General features: G+C 55.7%; 9 protein-coding genes. 5 read left to right on the forward strand and 4 right to left on the reverse strand.

Annotated elements, in window-relative coordinates:
* Positions 1-167: 167 nt before the first annotated feature.
* From F6S08_RS27255 to F6S08_RS27270, 4 genes are read right to left on the reverse strand one after another with little or no spacing between them, the layout of a single operon-like run.
* On the reverse strand, positions 168-1277 hold the full coding sequence (locus F6S08_RS27255) for a hypothetical protein (protein WP_315872584.1): 1110 nt from the start codon (positions 1275-1277) through the stop codon (positions 168-170).
* Complete coding sequence (locus F6S08_RS27260) at positions 1274-7045, reverse strand: hypothetical protein (protein ID WP_315872585.1); 5772 nt, start codon at positions 7043-7045, stop codon at positions 1274-1276. Before F6S08_RS27260 ends, F6S08_RS27255 begins: the two co-directional genes overlap by 4 nt.
* Positions 7023-7871 (reverse strand): hypothetical protein, encoded by an 849-nt coding sequence (locus tag F6S08_RS27265; RefSeq protein ID WP_315872586.1) that lies wholly within the window; start codon positions 7869-7871, stop codon positions 7023-7025. Before F6S08_RS27265 ends, F6S08_RS27260 begins: the two co-directional genes overlap by 23 nt.
* The gene (locus F6S08_RS27270) at positions 7858-9321 is read right to left on the reverse strand and encodes a hypothetical protein (protein ID WP_315872587.1); all 1464 of its coding nucleotides are present in this window, start codon (positions 9319-9321) and stop codon (positions 7858-7860) included. Before F6S08_RS27270 ends, F6S08_RS27265 begins: the two co-directional genes overlap by 14 nt.
* Before the next feature lie 694 nt (positions 9322-10015).
* On the opposite strand from F6S08_RS27270, the gene F6S08_RS27275 reads away from it, so the two are divergent.
* The 5 genes from F6S08_RS27275 to F6S08_RS27295 all read left to right on the forward strand — a co-directional run bounded on the left by F6S08_RS27275 (position 10016) and on the right by F6S08_RS27295 (position 19852).
* On the forward strand, positions 10016-14017 hold the full coding sequence (locus F6S08_RS27275; protein WP_315872588.1) for a hypothetical protein: 4002 nt from the start codon (positions 10016-10018) through the stop codon (positions 14015-14017).
* A 547-nt stretch (positions 14018-14564) separates the two neighbouring features.
* Entirely contained in the window at positions 14565-14750 is a 186-nt protein-coding gene (locus F6S08_RS27280) for a hypothetical protein (protein WP_315872589.1), read from the forward strand.
* A 48-nt stretch (positions 14751-14798) separates the two neighbouring features.
* Positions 14799-15089 (forward strand): type II toxin-antitoxin system ParD family antitoxin, encoded by a 291-nt coding sequence (locus F6S08_RS27285; protein ID WP_315872590.1) that lies wholly within the window; start codon positions 14799-14801, stop codon positions 15087-15089.
* A 2-nt stretch (positions 15090-15091) separates the two neighbouring features.
* Positions 15092-15448, forward strand: coding sequence for a type II toxin-antitoxin system RelE/ParE family toxin (locus F6S08_RS27290; protein WP_315872591.1), 357 nt, complete (start codon positions 15092-15094; stop codon positions 15446-15448).
* A 1053-nt stretch (positions 15449-16501) separates the two neighbouring features.
* Entirely contained in the window at positions 16502-19852 is a 3351-nt protein-coding gene (locus F6S08_RS27295; RefSeq protein WP_315872592.1) for an STY4851/ECs_5259 family protein, read from the forward strand.
* Position 19853: the final 1 nt, after the last annotated feature.

Genomic DNA, 19853 nt, shown 5'->3' on the forward strand with positions numbered 1-19853 from the left:
TCTGAATCGCAAGATCTTTCGGATCCTTCCGTGACGATGTCTGAGGTTCTAGACTATTAGCTGTTGGGAGTGAGGGAGCTAACTTTCTCCCTCAGAATTTACCCCCAAACAGCCTTCCTAAAGCAGCAAGATCACGATAGATATCAGTGAGTTAACTGTTCGCGCCTTTACTTGAGTCGCAGATTTCCATCAGTGCCCAGGACTGCGATCTCTGGCAGCGATAGATACTCCTGATCAAGGCCGCGCACCGCACACAACTCAGCGAACTTTCTCAGCTCCGGCATATCGGCAAACTCATCCATTCCCAGCGGAGCTTGGCCTTCCTTGCCGGTAATCAAGTGGTACTCGTGCCCTTCCCCCTTCAGCAGGTGAGCTTGCAGCGTTGTGTAGAGAGGGCTGAGCACCAGTTGAGGAAGGTGCTTGAGTAAGCTTCGATAGATCCGGAAGGCCTCCAGGTCGAAGTCCCCCCAAAACTCGATTACCGGATGCATGAGCAAGCGACTGAGCTCAGCTACCTCGGGGTTCCTCCGCAACTGGATCAGGGCAGCCCAACTGCCGCCCAAAAGGCCTAGGAGCTGTTTTCCATACGCCTCTCCGCTTCTGGAAAGCCCATAACCGAATGTCGCTATCAATCCACACCGCTCTGCTAACCCAGCTTCGACGGCACGTTCAAACGCCCAAGGGTTTTCAATGAGCACAACTCTCTCTGGCAATGCCGGCCCAGCAGTCACTACATAGGGGATGCGATCAGGTTGAGCGAATAGCGCGGGACAGAACTGGCGCATTGGAGCAGCCGGTAGCTTGCCGATGACTTTCGACGAACCCAGCAGATACTTGGTACTGACAACGAACGACGATTCATCTGTAGGCTGACTGAGCTCCTCTCGTAGGCGGCCGAGGCCAGCTGCAAGTCGATCAAGCATCTCAGGAGACAATCCATCTGTTGCCAGGTGCAGGGACTCAAGCAGTACTTGCGACTCTGCGTCCAGCGCACTGCACTGCAATGCCGAACGCCAAGCCAGCAATGACTCTGGCTCGGCAACAGACGGCCTGGCAGCCAAGACCTTGACTTGGCCCAGAGGCTCCCCATTTGCGGCCACGTTACCCAGCCAGCCCTGCTCTTTGAGCCTGATGAATCCACGCCGGACATCGCTATGATGAATGCCCAAGTCCTTCGCCAGCTTCTCCAACAGGCCGGTTGGTCTTAAGTACGTCCCCTTCCCTAGGCGCTTCCAAATCGCTGTCTGCAGCTCTGGTATCCGGTCATCAATGCTCACTGGCTATCCTTCGCCGCTTTTGTTGGACGAGGCACCTGTATGGCTTGAAAGGTGGCGAGACTATCTTGGCCTAAGGCATCTCTCTCACCGACCTCATTCAGGTGAGACCATGCGTGCATGTAATGCCCCTGCATCTCTCTGGCCACCACAAGAGCAGGGAATCGATTGAAATCGTTCTTGTATGCGGGATCATGGACGGTAACAATCAACTGGAATCGCCCAATCGCCTCTTCAATTCCCTTCAAGGTTTCGTCAATCAGGCTTTTAGAGGACAGGTGGGAGAAGGCGCCATCCAGGATAGTGAAGCTCGTGGATCGATCTCGCAGCCGCTGACGCTGCGCGCGCCCAATAGTTTGCCGACGGATCTCCCGTTCAGTGATGAACTCTGACAGCCGCAGGATCCAGAGGAAGGTAATCGCGATTCCCTGGCCTGAGCTCGCCATATCGCGCTCCATCTCAAGGTGGGTCTCGCTCATAGCAGGTAGAACGAGGTAGATGCGGGGATTCACGATCACTTTCTGATAGAAGTTTCTGCGGATGTCGTCGCGCAGGCTTTGTCTCAGGTGATCGCGTATAGAAGACTCTTTGGCCAGTTCATTATCCTCGTAATTCTCAACGTCCTGGATGATCGACTCGATCAGTGCCTGGATGCCGTCTGAGTCGATTACTTTGGCTTCGACCATAAACCCAGCCCGAGTAATAACCTTGGTCGACTGATCGATTTTAGGCGCGAAAATGCTGCGCAGTATCTTGAGGTTGTCAGGTAGTCTTAGCGTGAAGTTTTTAAGCCAGCTACTGAGTCCGGCACGTTCCTCTGCAAGGTGCTCATCAGCAATCCTGTTAACCTTCATGTTCTCCTCGAACGACACCTGGCTTGCCTGCAGCATCACGGTGACCAGCGAAGGATTTTCGCGAGCCTGTCTTAGCTGGGTACGGGCCACCTCGGGCAACTTGATAAAAGTGTCGCCCAGTACTTTGTCGGTAAGCCTGATGAAACTGTCCGTGTGAAGCTGAAGGGCTTTTCCAGCTTCGCTGTAGCGTTGCCGCAACAGCTCAGCGTCTCCGGACGAGAGCGTCTCACAGGCCTGATCCATGCTTCGGCCAAGATCCAAATGAGAGCAATCACCCATGGGGTGGAGCGCGCGATAGAGCTCATGGTTACGCAACTGCTCAAGGCTGATTGAGATCGGCTCAGGTATTACTTTCTTGCGCTCCAAGTAGCCACGCCGCACTCGTATGATCGACTCGTCGATGAGTCGCTCCGCTCTTCTAAGCGTCTCCTGTTCAGAGCGCAGTTGTTCATCCTTCGTTTGATTCTCTTTCAGAAGACCAGCAATCGCATGAAGGCGCGTTTCTGCCAATCCAAACTCTATCTGGATAGCTGTCAGTCGGACGTTCCCACCACTTTCCACGAACTGCGCCGCCCCCTCGAAATTAAATGCGGCTCTACGCTGAGCATACTCACGGGCACTCTCGAGCAGGCCCTTTACTTCGTCAGCCTTTTCCATGAAGTCCGGGCCATGTTCAGGGTGGTCTGCAAAGCTTTGTAGACGCCTCAACCCATCAATCTGACGAGATCGCTCAAGGGCCTGAACGAGCCGTTCCTGGCTTCTTTCCCTAAATTGCACCAGCGTCTCGAGCGCTGTCTCGTGGCCGGAAAGGCCAACGGTAAAACCATCGAGCTTGGTACCGGCCTCCTTGATCTCCAAGCTCAGTTCATCAAGCGATCTGCCCTGCAATTCCTGCTCAACGGCGCACATCGCACGAATGGAGATAACGGCGTCAAACGATGCTCTTGTCACTAGCCGGGGCATGATTTGGTCAAGCTCCTGGGTGAGCGAGAGCAACACCGTATGCCGCTCTGGAATCCTTTTTTCGATAGCCGCCGCTGCTTCACGCGCTACGGGCTCAATCGACAAAGCCTGATCCCATCGCTCTATGGATTGGAGAACGTCTTGCAGCGTCGCGTCCTGGACAGCCAGATCCTCTTCGATCCGAGTGTACGCATCCAGAACGACTTGCCAGGTGGCATCGAAAGGAAGTCGGAACAAGCCTTGAAGGTTTGCCATGGCGCGAATGGAAAGCAGCGCTTCTTTAGACGCTCTGTCCTCTAGGCCAGGCAATTCAGAGCAAAGCCGCGAAACGAATCCACGCAGCTGTTCGGCCCAAGATGGACTGCCATCGGCAATGGCCTTCGCAGCGATTGCAGCATTGGGCTCCTGATCAGCGTCCCGCTCAAGCTCGACAAGCACGGCCTGCGCCTCATCGACTCCAGCTCGAAGCCCCTTAATAAGACGATCCAACTCAGCCAAAGAATGCAAAATAGAATCCCAGCCAGCATTGGGCCCTAGGCCGAGCGCCTCAGTCGTGATCAGACGGAATTCAATAGCCCGTTGAGCTTCAGCCGAGGCGCGCCGTTCGAGCCTGGGAAGATCCTCGTCCAACCCTTGAATGAAGGCTTTAAGCTCAGCCCCACGCTCTGGAACTCGGCGCTCAATCGCCTCTAGCGCCTGCTCTGCAATGTGAGCGAACGGCTCCTCAGTAACGAATCGATCGAAGCTCGCCTGACGCTCGCCAATTTGGGCCACCAACTCACTGAGCAACTCATCAAGTCGAGTACGCTCTTGCTGCAGCAGACCAGGATCCAGCAAACAGGCCACCGGCCAAGTTTTGACACCGACGAGCCAAGTGTCAGCCACTCCGTCGTAATAGGAAATCGAGCCGCTTCGGCAAAACTCAGCGAGCGGACCAGACACAAGAACGGGGACGTCGATATCTGCCTGAGCCAAACGCGTTGCGACGGCGGCAGCCGCTTCGACGCTGGGAAGCACCGGGGCAAAAATCAAAGCAGAGAACAGTGATAGAACCGCTTCCTTGCGTGCTTCACCAAGCTCAAGCGAATCGATAAAGGCGTAAAGCGGCTGACCAGGTACTCCCGCGACCTCCATCGCAGCACGAGCGATCGAGCTCGGTACCACCGGATCCTTGTCGAGGATGCCTCGCCGCTCACCAACGCGTTCATACTCCTCGCGCGTCTCAGCTAACGCTTGCTCTGCGGCGAAGCGAGATTCGCGCCATTGCTCAAGCCATAGCCCCGGCTCCAGGCCAACCACCTCAGATCTAAAAACCTCCACAGCATCAAGATCTGCCTGGATATGTATCAAAGAAAGCAGGGCATCTCCCCGCCGAAGCTTCGCGGATTCGAGCTCCGCTAAAACTTTGCCAGTCAGCCCGTACGGATCTTCATTCAGGAAATAGGTGTCATAGGCCTCAGCCCCATCGCGATGCTCCGCGACGGTATGCTGCTGAACGAGCATAGAGTCCAAACGCGGCCTGCTTGCGGAAATCACCTCTCCAGCATGAACTGACTGTTGAGATCGGTACGTCAGCCACTCCCGAGGCTGCACATTAGGGAAGCGTTGTTGAAATTGCTCGATCGCCACCAAGTGAGGCTGAAGAGCTGCCAAGGCTTGTTCATGCTGGCGCAGTGACGCTTGCGCTCCCTCCAGTTCGCGTTGTACCTGAGCTTCCAACCCTTCGGTCGTAGCCCCCTCGAAGCGCAACTCAAACGATGTTGCGACCTGCCAATGTTCTTCCGCGCGGGCCAACAATTCCAGACCACGTTCTAATGCAAGACGAGCGTTGGTTTCCCGCTCGCTTAGTTGCTTTCTCTCCACCGCTCGAGCGTGAAGCCATTGAGCAGGATCACTGTTTGGATACGTTCGGCTGAACGTTTCCAGCGCGTTGATAGGTCCGGCGAGTGACCTCAACTCATCAGAACACTGGTCCCACTGCGACTTGGCCTCATGATGTTCACTGTGGACTTGCTGCTCCAATCCCTTCGCGGACTCACCGGCGAAAATCTCATGGAAAAGCCGAGTACCGGGGAGGTGGTGGGTGACCGTCGAGTGACTCTCTCGAAGCCGCTCGACATCGGATTTGGCTTGCTTGTGTTGTTGGATCAGCCCGGCTACAAGGTTTGCTTGGGCCGCATGCTTACCATCTGCCTCCTCTACTTGCTGCCTGGCCTCGACTTCCTCTCGCTCCAAGTCGGCTGCCAACGTACCGGGTGCTGTATCTTCACCGTTCGCGGCCTGGAACGCTTGCCATTGCAAGAAGATTGATTGGTGCTCTGACGTAACTTGGTTATGTTGATCGAAGGCTAGGTTTGCGCATGATGACTCCTCAACTACCGCTGCAGCCGTTCGTGCGGGGTCGGCTAGTTCCTGCTCGCTAAAGCAGCCGCTTTTCTGGAGCGTCTCCCACGCCATACCTCCGCTTCTGAGCGACTCTTCCTCACTCCTCAACTCAGTACACCGCCCTTGGAGCGACTCGGCTTCCTCCCCCAGGATACGGTTCTGCGCAGCGAAAGCCGCTAGCTGTAAATTGCTGTTTCGGATTTCACGACGTGCTGGGTTGGTATCCGCGTGATCCCTTGCCCAAGCAAAAGCTGCCTTCAACTGCGCGACCATTACGTCACGATCAGATTCGGCTTCATCGCTCATCGCGTCGAGGCAAAGCGTGATCGCATCAGGCAGGTTATAAAGCTTTGCTGGATGGCCGCCACGGGCGGGGACAAAACGAGCAAGGTCACAAGATAAATCAATAGCTTGCGTTTTCTGTGCAGTCGTATCCGGGCGTGCTTTCAAGGCCCGTACCACTCGCTGATTGAGAGCTCTTACCGGCTCATTCAACAAGAATGCGAGCCCTTGGTCGGTGATCCACCACTCCTCGCGCTGCAGAATCATGTAGTGGAACAGATTAGGATCTTCTGCCGAAGGCGGATGCGGAGAGCCTGGGATAGGATTCTTAAGCACGGCATCTTCAAGAACGCAAAGCTCTTCAATCAATGGCTGCCGTGTGGCGTGCAAATCCGCTTGCGCAGCATCAATTTGCTGCACCTCTTCGTCGAGATCCCTCAGGCGCTCAAGGACTCGCTCGACCTCCCCCAGCTCGCGCGCGGTCTCTTTGGTTCGCTTGCGCGCCCGAACCACGCTGCTGGCCCTTTCATGGATAGTGTCTTCGATTCCACGCTCATCCTCCTCGCCGTAGCTGCCCATTACATCTGCAAGAAGCTCAGGAGCCAGATGCTTGTAGAACAACTGAGCACTGTAGTTACCCGCCTTCGACGCAACGTCGAAGTAGGTGCTTGAGCCTTCCGCAGCATTCGCCGCCTGGTAGGCGTACTGCTGCAGAATCGATGCGGAGTCAAAATGCTCAGCAATGAAACGACACCACTCCTCGACTTGCCGCTCTTTCTGGTTGGATGGATATAGGCCCGGGCGCTTCCTCAGGCATTCTAGAAATTCTTCACGAGTAGCTAGGTCGATGATCGGACCTGTTTGTGTACCTAAGGGGCAGTTATCAAACGTTCCCCGGTACGCATAGAAATCGAAGGTACTGCCATCCCTGACATTGCCGTAAAGGCCAAAAACCATTCTTTCGCCGTCGCTGGGGCCTGTGAGCTCCTGTAGCAGATCCTCTTGGTCTGGATTGCGATGTGTGATCTCAATACGCAGGTGCGTGAACGAGCCGGTGGATTCTGGTGCAGCGTGCTTTCGCATAAGCTCATTGAGCTTTTTCGTCTTTCCGGCAAGCATCGCCAGAATCATCAACACCATCGTGCTCTTGCCACGACCGTTGGGGATGTTGAGCGCACCATGGTAGCCACCCAGCAAGAGCCGATTACAGCGCCAATCAGGCGTCCAGGGAATTTTGCGCCGGTGGTTCAGGAAGTTTGAGACCTCAATCGCGTGAATCAGGGGCATCTTCTTCTCCTACGAAAAGCTCCTCATAACCGTTGATCAGCGATTGGGCTCGAGTTAGAAGCGCTTGATCCACCGCCGGCATCAGATAACGCAAAGACCGGTCAGCAATACCGGACATGTCGACAGCAGCCACCAGTGACTGCCGCCAAATGCCATCCTGATCGGTTTGCTCGATCATTCGGTATTGTTTCATTAGCTTGAAGAACCGGCGGGCGATCTGCGGAATGCTCGCTCGCTTCTGCCAGTAATCATCCCAGAGCAAGCCTGCTTCGCCTTCTGGGCGACCTGTGTTCCCCATTGTCTCGATATCGGTCTTGAGCTGTGTAATGAAGTCAGTCTCTTTCACCAGAGCATTGCGCCAGTCGTAGAGGTTGCCAACCTGCCGATCGATGCGGTCGTAGAAGAAGTACTGAAGGGTCAACCAAAGTCGTGCAATCCAGAACACAGACGAGTTTTTGTTCAATTCCACTATCTCTTCATCAGCATTCCGCTCTCTACGACGATCCCGGAAGTCTGAAAAGAACGCCTTGGCGTCAACGTAGGACGGCGACTCTTCACCAAATCGGCGACAGAGGATGTAGTAGACGATGGGACGCCCGTTCTGGTCAGGGACCCCCAGATCTGCAATACCCTCCAGCACACGTAAGCCCAGGCCTTGTCCGGAGAGAAACTCATCGAAGTCATTGAGCACGGACTGCCTGCAATCGAACAAAATTCGGGCAGCACGTATCTCATCCGGATATGCCGATCGCCCTATAGGGCGTGTGGAGAGCTCCCGATGCTTGAGCAGCATTGAGAACACAAAGCCTTGCTCAGCTGGGGACATCAGCTACCTCTAGAGACAGAATTGGATTGCTGGTGACCAGAATGGAGCAGTCCGAAGAGACTTCAATCAGCTCGTCGTGATGCATGACGCGAATATTTTGCTCGCCTACCTCGAAGACTTCGGGGTAGGAGTAGACACCCGTGAAGTCAGCAAGCCCTTCCGCTTCCTCGTAAACCAGCCCTTCAAGCTGCAGCAGTTCCTCGAGTGGTTTGGGCCCGGCCTTCAATGAACCGACTATCAACTCGGCGTTGCGCAGTAAAAACTCATGCACTTGCTCAACATGGTCATCCACCTGGTCGGTCTGGCGGAACGAGGACTTGGGCGGTGCGGGAAGACTCTGGACATAGAGCTTTGACAGACTGACCTCGCCAGAAATAAGGTCAGGGCTGAAGAAGGCGATATCTGGGGCCCAAGGGACAAAATCAGCAGTTGCTGACTCAAGCAGCTCGAGGAATCCATCTGCTCGCGAATGCAGGGAGTTGACGAGCTCCAGGAAACCAATTGATGGGCTACGGACGGTTTGGGCCTTCTGCGCATCTGTCAGAAAACGCACGAACCGTCTTGAAAGACTCTCCGTTGCCTGGAGAACCCTTTCCATCTCAGCCTGGAGGTTACTCAGCTCGTAAGAGATACCGTTAGAGGCCTTCCACAATTCAAAAGCGTCTATCACAATTGGTGAAAACAAATGCTGCATTGCCTTATCCACAAGGCCCGTGGCTTCTCGAAGAGCAGTGCTGATAGTGGCACCCTCTCGGATCAATCCATCTCGCAGATCAGTGTACGCTGGTCGTTCAGACACATCAGCGATTTGCCGGGCCTTGGCTGCAAGGTCCCTGAGCATCTCCCGGCAGAAACGAGGGATGTCACCAAACTGGCGCCTTTCGAGAGCCGCCAGCAAACGCTGGGCATCTAGGTCGCTATAGAGCCAGCTATCCTTCAGCTCAGCGACGCGAATGAACATCCGAGCGTTATCGGTCAGGCCTACTTGCCGCAGGCTGCTGTCGAAAAAGAGGAGTGGAGTAGTATCGCTCGTACTTGCGACTCCAATGCCCTCTGTAGTTTTCACGCCGAAACGGATCTCCCGCGGGCTCGAGAGCGACAGGACGCAGTGTTCCAGCACTGCATCACCTACAAGCTGCACATCCTCGCTCGCAAGCTGCTTTAGCTGTTTGAGCGAAACCAGAGCTTGGCCTTGCTCCAATTCCCACTGCCCAAGCGCGGTGATCAGAGAGATAGCAAGATGAAGGTTGTACGCGGCAGTCTCTGGCACTTCGGGGACTGAAACAGTGCTACCAGAGCTTCGGGTCTGGTGGAAATCAAGGAGCCGCGAGACAGCTGCGACAAGTCGAACTTCCGCAGGTAGGTCGGATGGAGCTTCGAGTGGTGAGGCCAGCGGGCTTAAGGTGGCGTTCAGTGCCTTCGACGGGAGGTCGTCCTCGAACAAATCCAATGTTCATACCCTCCGCGACGCAGTCAGGTAAAAGGCCCAGCCAGACCACTCAACGTCATCTTATATGCCTCTGCAGCCACGAAATGTCAAACTGATTGTACGTCGGGAACGGATCGGAGCAAAGCCAACTGCCTGCATAGTTTGGGCGCAGCTTCGAGTCGTCCCATCGACTCCGCCGTCGAGAGAAGATGATAGATCCGGCGCTCCTGTTTGAGGTTAGCCAACGTATAGAAGAAGCACTCCTCTCACAGGTGCAATTCATAGCGCTCCCTACCATGGTCAGCTCAGGCTTTGACCTTCAGCATTGCCGCTAGGCCGAAGCAAAAGCTGGCCATTGTTTCGTTCACGTTTTTATTTCAGCTTATAGTCATGAACCGCGATGACCGAATCGACTGCAATGCAATGGGCGTCTCGGCAACTCCCAACCAAGCAAGTCAACTCGGTGCACTGCTGAGACTGTAAACCTAATTTTTTCACTGTTAACCAGTTTGGTTAACAGTGAAAAAAATAGGTTTACAAGAGGTTTCCTTTGTTAGGCATTTTCACTTCAGCCTTTAGGACTTGGGAGGTGCCTCGTTCTCTGCAAATGCACGGAATGCGTTCCTTTTTTGCCCTGTACAGGGGCTTATAGGAATTCAAGTAGGATATGCCTATCGTTGTAGAAACGCAGGCGCTCAATTCGGAGTGAAATGATATGGAAGAGGATGAGGAGCCGATGTTCTCAGCAGACCGTGACGCTGGGGAGGAAGCAGGTTCAGGCGCCCATTCTCTCGCTGGCTATGACTATCAAGTCGACATCTCCATCTGGTTGGCCCTCGATCTAATGCTTGGTACTGGCCTGACTCAGATGGTCGAACTTGAGCCCAGTAGCGAGGAGGATCTCGAAGCGCAACTGGCAGACGACGAGCCCGGGCGCGTAGCAACAAAAGTTGGTCTGGATGGCTACACCCTCGTCGTGCAGGCAAAACTCCGCAGCGGCGACGCCTGGACCGTCAAGGGCATCAGTCGTGTCCTGAAACATGGAAGTGCAACCCGATTATCGGCAGCGCGGCGGTTGGCCTCCCCTACTATCCGATACCTTTTAGTAACAAGCGCGGCTTTAAACGGAAAAACGAGAGGGCTAGCAATCAAGCGTCCTGGGAGTTGGCCTAATAGCAGCGGAATGCCTGCCTCGATGGTCAAGGAGTTACCGGCAGGAGCCGCGGGGCGCGTCGCCGTCATTGGCAATTTGGGCGTAGAACACTTAATCCAAGAAATTAAACGACTCCTGATCGAACGGTTTGGGGTCCCGAACTCACGCTGGATCGAGTGCCTCCGCGCGCTCCGCGAAGAGGCACGGCTGCGCGTTCGGCGCGCGGGCGAAGGACGCTGGCGCCGGGAAGATCTCGCGCAGGTGATCCGCAGCCACGACGGCTACCTCGCGAGTTCGCCGCAACTCGACAACTATGTCCACCCCCGAAACTGGCAAGATCTGCGCGACGCGATGGGAAGCCCTAAATACGCCGCTATCATCATTGGTCAATCCGGGACTGGAAAAACGCTCGCGACAAGCAAACTCTACGAAGAGCTTCACCGCGAGAACCCTGAGTTGACCCGCGTTCCAATCCGCAGCCCGCAACAGCTGCGCGATGACGTGACGTCGCCGCCTGTTCTCTATGACATCGAGGATCCGTGGGGCCGCTACGATTTCGATCCTGCAAACCGGCCTTGGAACGACGAACTTGCCCAATGGCTTGGGCGAGCACGTGCCGATAGAATGATCATAGCGACGAGCCGGCGGGACGTGGCCATGTCGTCAGGCGCGCTTAAGTCGGTTGATCCGTGGGTGATTCGGCTCGAGGCAGAACATTACGGCAAGCCTGAGCGACAGCGGCTCTATCGCACAAGAATCAATACTCTGCCAAGGGACGTACGCCTACTGGCGGTCGGGGCAGAGCCGCAGGTACTCGATAATTTGGCAACCCCGCTTGAAATCGAAAAATTTTTCGATGCGCTGCGCACCATGGGGCGTCCACAGAAATATGGTGAGCATGCGTTCATAGGCGACGCGATCGCCAAAGCTCATGAGCAGTCGATTGAATTCACAGTCGCTCAGCAAATTGAAGAGCGGGATGATGTTCGAGCCGCAGCCGTTATCTGGGGGTTCCTGAAGGCAAGCGATCATCTGTCACTCCAGATGCTTCGCAATTTGGAGCTTAATCTTGCCGAATCGCTGCCGGCCTTCGAAAAAGGCATTATGCCTTTGGTGGATTTTTTCGTCGCCGCACGCAACCTGCGTTCAGGCGCAGGGGACGTGAGTTATTATCATCCCCGTGTCGAAGCCGGTGTAGAAGCGGCACTCAAGCGCCATTCGATTCCCGTAGCCCTCGCATTGCGGACGCTCCTCGACGTACTGACCGATCCAGATGGACCTGGGGAAGATTGGGGAGCAGGGGTCGCCGCGCGCATCGTCGCTGCTGCACAGCGTATCCCAGAGCTGAGGCTCTTTCCGCGCCCTAAAGCGGCAGCTAAGATCGACGCCTGGCTATCTGATCGCCTCCTCGACCCTTCTTTCAAATTGAGCGAGTATGCAAAGCTTGCAGCTGCGGCGGGGTCACCTGCGTCCAATGCTGCCGAGTTTGCTCGCTACCTTCTACACCGACCAGATCAGAGCTTTGCTGGCATGCTTTTCTGGGAGCGTCCTGAACATCCCGATGCCTGGTATGACCGCCTGCACGCGGATCGAACGATTGCGGTGATCGCCGGGCGCTACATCAGGGAGATGTTGCCAAATGGTCACGATCACTACAGTTTGTCTTTTGTCGACGACCTCAATCGCTTGGCGCCCGATCTCACGTCAGCCTATCTCGAAACAGCTGCGGCCATCGTCCGCTATGGGGTCACCCACTCCTGCGATGTTATCGCTGCCGGCGCCTTGCGCGACCTTGACGGTTTCGAGCCTATCGTAGACGCAGCGATCGAAGTACTCACACCAACACCCGACGAGCAGGCGGAGTCGCGCGCGACCCACCTTGCCATCATCAATGGCGTCTACAACAGCGATTATGCCGAACATCTCTCCGAAAATGATGATGGTTATACGGCGGCGCAGTTTCTACAAGCCTATGCCGATCGTGTGCGTGAAGTGAACGGGTGGCGCAATCTCGCACAGCACCGACACGCCGAGCAGCTCCTACCCTATTGGATGCACTCTCTCATGAGAGGAGCAGATACGGAGCCGCCGTCTAACGACGAAGTCGCTGGTGCATTCGCCGCCGCATTCGGTAGCGACGAAGAGGATGCCCTATGGTTAATCATGGTGAAGCATTGGGACGAGCAGTATCGGGAGCAGCTTCTTTCCCGCGTCCGTGAGGGGTCTTCACTAGCCGCAGTACGGCATGCAGCACTGGCGTGCGTCATTGAAAAAACACCAGACATACTGCCGCCGATTGCCGATGATCTTCGTCAGCTTGGAAAGGATGAACGAGTTGTCGAACTCATGATCGACCTTGCACATCTTCACGACCGGCACAAGGGCGACGGCGACAAGCATGAAGCAGCCGCTACAATTGCTCTGAACCACCTCGATCCTGAGCTTCGCGAGCTTTGCAGAGCAGCCCAGAAAAGCGTGAAAGAAGAAGCGCTACCTTTATCTTCGGCCGCTATCGCCCTTCTGGCCAGGCCGGTCCGATCAAGCCAGAGCGTGCGTGCGTTGCGCATTCGTCGACACCTTGATCTTCCAGGCTCTGCACGCGCGGACATAGAGTGGACCCTCGCCCACAGCGACGATCACGAATCATGCGTCGAAGCAATTGACGCCGCCATTACGCTGGGAATGAAGGATATTACCGCCGGGGCACTCGACCATAGATATTCCCATGTCGTGGCAAAGGCGCTTCTTGAAGTTGGAGCCATCATCACGGTGCCCCTACCGGCCGAATTACTCGCTTTGGCACATGCCCAGGGCAGCCCGGTGAGGAAGGCCTTGGTCCGCCTGTTAGGGGCCAAGCCTCACCTGAACCATCTTCCAGTGCTGCTGCACCTAGCGCACGATCAATGGTCTTCATCATCACGCTCCTATGGCGAAGAAGACGAATTCCCCATCGCGCGCTCGGCAGTCGATGCGATCGCCACTCTTACGCCACTTGATGCTGAAATCCTTGAAAAGCTAGAGGAGATCGCACTTGGGACTTCCGACTGGCTGGTCCGCGCTAACTTGTTCAGGATCATCGCTGCGCAGGGCGGAGGCACATTCCAAGAACGGCTTTTAGAGCTCGCTGTTACGCCCGGTCGCATTCACGTCAGGCGCGCGGCAGCCCGCGCGATGTTGGTGGAGGTACAAATACTGGACTCTGCAGTAATTGGCCAGATCACTGTAGATCTCTTGGCAAAGCGCGACCCATCAATCGCAGCCATGTTGACACTCATCGCAGCATGTCGAATGGATCTTCAGGAGCGCCTTGAGCTTGCGCGCGGAATATCGGAGAACGGTAAGCGGCGAGTTCTTCTCCTCTTAATGCTTTGGCCCGCGGTAGGACCTGACGAATCTTCGAGGTCAGCTATCGAGCAGCTTCTTCCCGACAATCACTCATCGCTCGCATGGGTGAAGGCCGGACCTAGCGAAAAAGCCGAGGATACCTTGATCGCCGACCTCGGCGATCCTGCTATATGCCAGGAGGTCCTTGATTGGCTGAACCCCAAGGAGAAGAAGGCATGAGCAACCGACTTCGGGCCGGGAGTGGCCTTGAGACTGAAACTTCGGCTTTTGGGGGATGGTCACGAACGTGTGCATCCGGCCGATTTCTTCTTGCCATGGGAGGTTGATAAAAAACCAGCCGAAGCTGGTTCATTTATTTCGAAAACTTCAGAGGTTTTGTCAACAAAACTGAAAAACCCATGAAGCGGTCATGTCAAAAAAGATGCACAACCTATTGATTTTACAGCCCTCAAAAAGTCATCTTTTTTGAATGCCCTCACACATCGTCATCGTAGGGACGGCGCAGGCGACTTGGAACTGGCAGCGCGACTCGTTAAGCGCCTGGGACGCACCGAACGGGCGCGGTACATTCAGCCGACGATTCAGCGAACACTTGCAAAGAAGTGACGAGCATTGGAGCGCATCATGGACGTAGATTTCTGGACGAAATGGGTCACCCTCATGGATGCGATGATCGCTGCCGGCACTAATGTGTGGAGTTGAAGCTGCAGATCCAAGGGAAGCGGAACAGCTTGCTGGATATGCCGAAGCCATTCAGGAGCAATGCTTGAGTGCCGTCAGCCGCTGCGACCACCCTCTCGTCTTGGCTGACTACGGTTTTATCAATGCCAAAGTCAAGATGAAATCCATCGTCGCGGAAGCCGATGTGGATCCCGCGTTCGCTCATACCCCGTACGACAGAGTTGGTCAGATTCAAATCCCAAACTATATGTCCGTCAGCAAAATGGCATAAGATGCCAATGCTCGATAGAACCCTGTTTGCCGAAAGCTGGAGCTCATTATGGCGACGCGAAACGTTGTGCTCACCCCTCACCAGGAACAGGTTATCCATGACCTAGTTCAGTCTGGCCGCTATCAGAATGCCAGCGAAGTGATGCGGGAAGGTTTGCGGCTATTGGAACAGCGCGTCGCCGAAGACACTGCCAAAATTGAGGCCCTGCGTCAGGCCACCTCGATTGGCATCATGGACCTTGAGCACGGGCACTTCACTGAGCTCAACGAAGGGGATCTGGCGCATTACCTTGAGGGCTTGAGCCTGGAGGCAACGATCCCGACGAAAGAGAAACACTGAGTATGTCGCAGTATCGGATTTCCAATGCGGCGCGCGCCGACATTGTCGACCTCCTTAGGCTCTCCCAGACGCAGTTCGGTGATAAAGCACGGAAACGGTATCAAGCGCTGATCCTCGCGGCGCTGCACGCGATTGCTGGCACGCCTTATCGCATCGGCAGCCACGAGCGCGATGAGCTTGCACCAGGCCTTCGCAGCTATCACCTCGTCCATTCACGCCAGCAAGCTAAACACCCTCATGGGACGGTCAAAAATCCACGCCACGTCGTATTTTATCGTGTGGCAAATGACGAGGTGATAGAGGTCGTCCGACTCCTTCATGACGCCATGGACGTGCAGTTGCACTTGCCTAATGACTGATCAGCGACCTTCCCAATGGCTTAACTGGCCATCTCCAGCGAAGTTAAGGCGCCGCCTCCACATTGCAATCCGAGCATCCTCGCTGCCGGCCGACTCGGGCGTCGATTGAAGTAGTGGGTTCTGGGTCTGACCGAACTATCCGCTTGGATATCGACTCATTACCCATTTCCTCTTCCGCACGGCCAAGTATTTTCCAGATACGGGTTGCTCATCCAGTATACGGAGGCGAACTGAATACCAGCCACCGCCATACTGGAGTCAGTCGGGGTCGCCATTCGCGATCACTCACACACTCGGTGCGAATGGGGGCAGAAGTGGGGGCAAATAAAAGCCTTATCGACCTGAAAACACCGGCATAGAGCTCTGTCAAAATGTTTTTTGGCTTGCCTGAGAGCTTATGATCCGCACGTCGAGACTATAAATGTGAGAGTGCCTAGGAAACTAGGGGCGATTCGTGCGTTACCGATAACATCATCGCGGATCAGCTCATCGCGCGAAGCACCATAAAGCAGGTCTCTAATATTCAATGCGTCCAGTGTCCCTTCTGCATGGTCACCGCACACTCGATCGGCGATCAGCCCCATAGTAGCCTGGAGCACCTGGGGCGCTGCTGGTGCCAAGTCCCCTGATGCCGCAGCAGTTGGCCGATCTCACTCGCCGGCTACGTCGGCAGCCACTGCAGCATATCCTTCAGGCAGTCATATGGATCATGGCCCTTTTCTATGCGCGCTAGATCAGACTCATGATTGCTGTTGCCTGTTTGCCCTGCGTAGCGTGCCAGCGAACAGCCAGTTCGTGCAGCGTCCACGACCGTTTCTGTCTCTCGACCTTCCCTTCAGATTGGGTCCCGGATTATGCTTGATGGCAGCCCTTAGCCATCAGAATGGTTCATGACCTAAGGATCAGTTGCAGACATGGAAGAGGATAGTGAAGTGCTATCTAAGGAACGCGCGTGGGCGCTGATTCATGGGACAGTCACAATCATCAATCTTGATCAAAATCCTGTCAGCGCAAGCACCCGTGGTGCATTGCTCACGAAAAAGGGAATTCTACGTGCCACTTGATCAATGGATCTCGGACTTTCTGTCCGGGCGTGGGCTGAAAGAGCCAGATGGACGCCCCCTTTTCGCTTACAAAACTTCTTTTGAAGAGTTTGAGGTACTCCGCCAACTCCTGCAGAAGCTTCCCGCAGGGCAAAACATCAATCCTTGCTACCCTCAAGCTTGGCTGCTGTTCGCCGCTGAGTGGTGGAAACGAGAATATCCCGGTGGCGCATGGCGCTGGGGGCCGCTGTGCGAGGCCGCCGGCCAGCGGGGAATGCCCCACGATAAGACTCGCAAGCTGGTCATTGAAGGGCGCTGCTTATGGCGTCTGCAGACCGACATAAAGGATGAAGGTAAGCGTTTCATTGGCCTGGTCGCGGTGAATGGCGGTTTGCCCATGCGCCTGGTCGAATCGGCGCAGGGCGCGCTATCCGGCCTGCTGCGCATGGTCACCGAGCAGGCGCTGGGCTACGGCCTGCACGATGAGCAACTACGTCAGGCGATCGAGGCCCAGGCAGCGCTTTTGCCCGCCTGCTACCAGCAGGCGCCGGTTTATGAGTTGCTGGACAATCTGGTTAAGGCGATGCTTCATATCCGCAGGACCTATGCCCTGCAAGGTGCCGATGATCCGATTGCAAAGCTGCAGGAGGAATGCCCTCAGTGGGAAGAGCTCTTTCCCATCGCGCTCGACAGTCAGGCCGCAGCCAGCCTCATCAAGGGTCTGGTCCGGGGCATTGTCACCATCACGCCCAACTCCAGACGTCCCCCTTTCCAGATTAAGCGTGGCCTACGCTTCAGCTCCGACGGATCCAAACCCGTCTACGAGCTGACCTTTGCAATGCAGGCACAAGCCAAACGAGATCAGGTTGCCGCATCACTAGGGTTAGCTTCTGATCGACTGCCACCACACTTCCAGATGCTGCTACGCATCGGCGAGCGGGAATACCTGGTCGGCGAAGCCCTGCTCAGGGATGAGGAATATCAGCTGATAGCCAGGCAGCTGCCGGCCATTCACAACCTACATGAGGCCGCGCAATTGATCGTCAGCCGCTGGGGCGCGACACTGCACATCGCCGACCTGCCTGGAGGCGAAGCGCTGAGCCCAGACGAGCCGTTGATATTCGAGAATGCCTATCCCTTTGCTCGATTGCTCGCTCAAGGCGATGCGCTGGTCAAGGGAGAATCGGCGCTGGCAGTCATGCCGGCAAAAACCATAGTGTTTACAGAGGATGGCGAGGTTCGCGAGCTTCACGATTGCCTTTCCGATGGGCAAATGCTTATGGAGCTTCCGGCCGGCACAACCCGGCTCACTTACCGTAAACAACCTTTCATCGTCACCATAAGCGCCAACGCTCCCCACCACCCCGAAGCCTACTGGCAAGGCAACAGCTTGGAGGCACTCTCCATACCGGGCCTGCTGTACCACGGCACACCGCGCCTTCGAGTAGAACAAGGTGCAGGCTTATCCAACTTCGCACCTGCCCATGAGCTGTTTGTTCGCACGCAAGGCAAGGAGTTACCGCTCGCCCAGGCCCAGTCACCGGGGCTATGTCGGCTAATTTGGCGCAGGAATGGCCAGCGCCTGCTAAACACCCGCGCCGTGCTCCTCCCAGAGGGCGCGTCCATCACCTACGTGCCAGGTGCCTGCGCCCTTGAAGGAAGTATTCGTCTCACCAACTGGCCTGACTTGCCCGTACGCTGCGAGAACGTAGAGATTGAGCTGAAAAGCCGCCATGATGGGAAAGACTTGGTTCTCATACTAAAGAGTTCGAGCGCCCGGCCCAAAACCTCGGTGCCGCTATGCCTGCAATGGCCCGATGGCGAGCAAAGGATCACGCTGCCATTCCCTGGCAATGGGATCACTCTGCTGCGCAACAGTACCCCTCTCAAGCCGAATCAGGCCTTGACCATTGAGGAGTTGATTGGTTGTCGCGCTGTACTGATGTCGTCACAGGGCGCTGAACACTGGCAGGTTCGCCTAACGTCCAGTGGGATCGACGCCCGCTCCACTCTGTCCCAGGAAATTCGCTACACCGGGATTCGCGAAATTCGCCTGTTCGAGCTGATCCCGGCGATCCAGCAGATGCTTTCCTGTCACCCAGGACTCGATCATGCTGTCCAGTTGGAGCTTATGCATGCTCACCAGACACGTGCTCGCCTGCAAGTAGGACGCTATTCGACACGCATCCGCCTACACAGCCAAAGAGAAATGGCGTCCCTGAGCGATGGTGGTCGCGATCTTCTGCTTGAACAGACCCAGGCCGAAGGCCTGATGCTGGGTTTGCCACTGGCGGAGCCAGACCATGAGCCGGTCAGACTGCCACTACATTTCTCCGAGCAAGTGTTCACCGGCAGCTGGCTAGTTAGACTGCCGACAGATGTACTAGGCCCCTGGCTGCTGTACACCCCCGACGACTCACTATTGCACAGTCGCCCGACCGTTGTCCCTCCGACCACAAGCGACCTTTCGAAGGCATTTACCCCGCTGACCCAGGCGCTCTGCGAGGCGGATGATAAAGAGCGCATGCTCCTGCTCAGATCGGCCCTACACTCGATGACCGCTGATCCGCAGGCCGCGGATTGGCAAAGGTTGGAGCTGCTGTTGGACCGACTGCACCACCTGCCGCTGGCCAGCTTGGATATTTGCCAGGCACTGATACGTGAGCCGCAGGCTCTTGCCATGGCAACACTGCTGCTGGACGATTTCTCCACCCGCCTGGCTGAACGCCTACCCTCCGAGTTGCCCTTCGAGTGGTTGCTTATCGCACCAAACCACTGGTTCGACACCTTCGCGAAAATTCGCAAGCAGTTTGCCGCCAGCGATGCCCGCCTCTTGTCGGTCATTCGCAACGACATCCAGAGCAAGAGCCAGTACCTGTCCCGCTGGCAACCCGCACTGCGCTTCATTTTCGAGCAGGGCTTTCACCGCTACTTCGATCTCGAAAGTCCGGATGTTGGGTTCTTCCTGAGAAATCCCTCAATGCTCACGGGAATTTGGTTAGATCGACTTTTTGACGATGGAGAGAAATCTGCCATGCAGCAGATGTTCCACCGTAATCCTGCAGAAACCCATCAATATCCTGGCGCAGGGAATACAGATATCGGGGCATTCTTGAAAACTACTCACGGCCAAATACTACTCCGCCGCAGCAAGCTTCCTGCCAACGACTTCAAGTTGGCCGTAGTGATGCTGCCTTTCATGGCTGCCTTCGATACCCATGCCGGTCATGGCCAACAATGGCAAGCCGACCCGACGCGCCTGTTCAGTCTCAGAAACGCTCGCCAGTTCGATACGGTCTGGTTTGATTTGGCCTATCAGCTAGGCCTAGTCATGGCACAAGTCGACTCGATCCAGAAGTGAT

The sequence above is a fragment of the Pseudomonas sp. JV449 genome (assembly GCF_032424295.1).
Lineage (GTDB): Bacteria > Pseudomonadota > Gammaproteobacteria > Pseudomonadales > Pseudomonadaceae > Aquipseudomonas > Aquipseudomonas marginalis.

What these genes read in the sequence shown, in the direction of transcription:
- F6S08_RS27260 (WP_315872585.1), bottom strand. Translation starts at nt 7,045, where the DNA reads ATGCCCCTGATTCACGCGATTGAGGTCTCAAACTTCCTGAACCACCGG.
- F6S08_RS27265 (WP_315872586.1), bottom strand. Translation starts at nt 7,871, where the DNA reads ATGTCCCCAGCTGAGCAAGGCTTTGTGTTCTCAATGCTGCTCAAGCAT.
- F6S08_RS27275 (WP_315872588.1), top strand. Translation starts at nt 10,016, where the DNA reads ATGGAAGAGGATGAGGAGCCGATGTTCTCAGCAGACCGTGACGCTGGG.
- F6S08_RS27285 (WP_315872590.1), top strand. Translation starts at nt 14,799, where the DNA reads ATGGCGACGCGAAACGTTGTGCTCACCCCTCACCAGGAACAGGTTATC.
- F6S08_RS27290 (WP_315872591.1), top strand. Translation starts at nt 15,092, where the DNA reads ATGTCGCAGTATCGGATTTCCAATGCGGCGCGCGCCGACATTGTCGAC.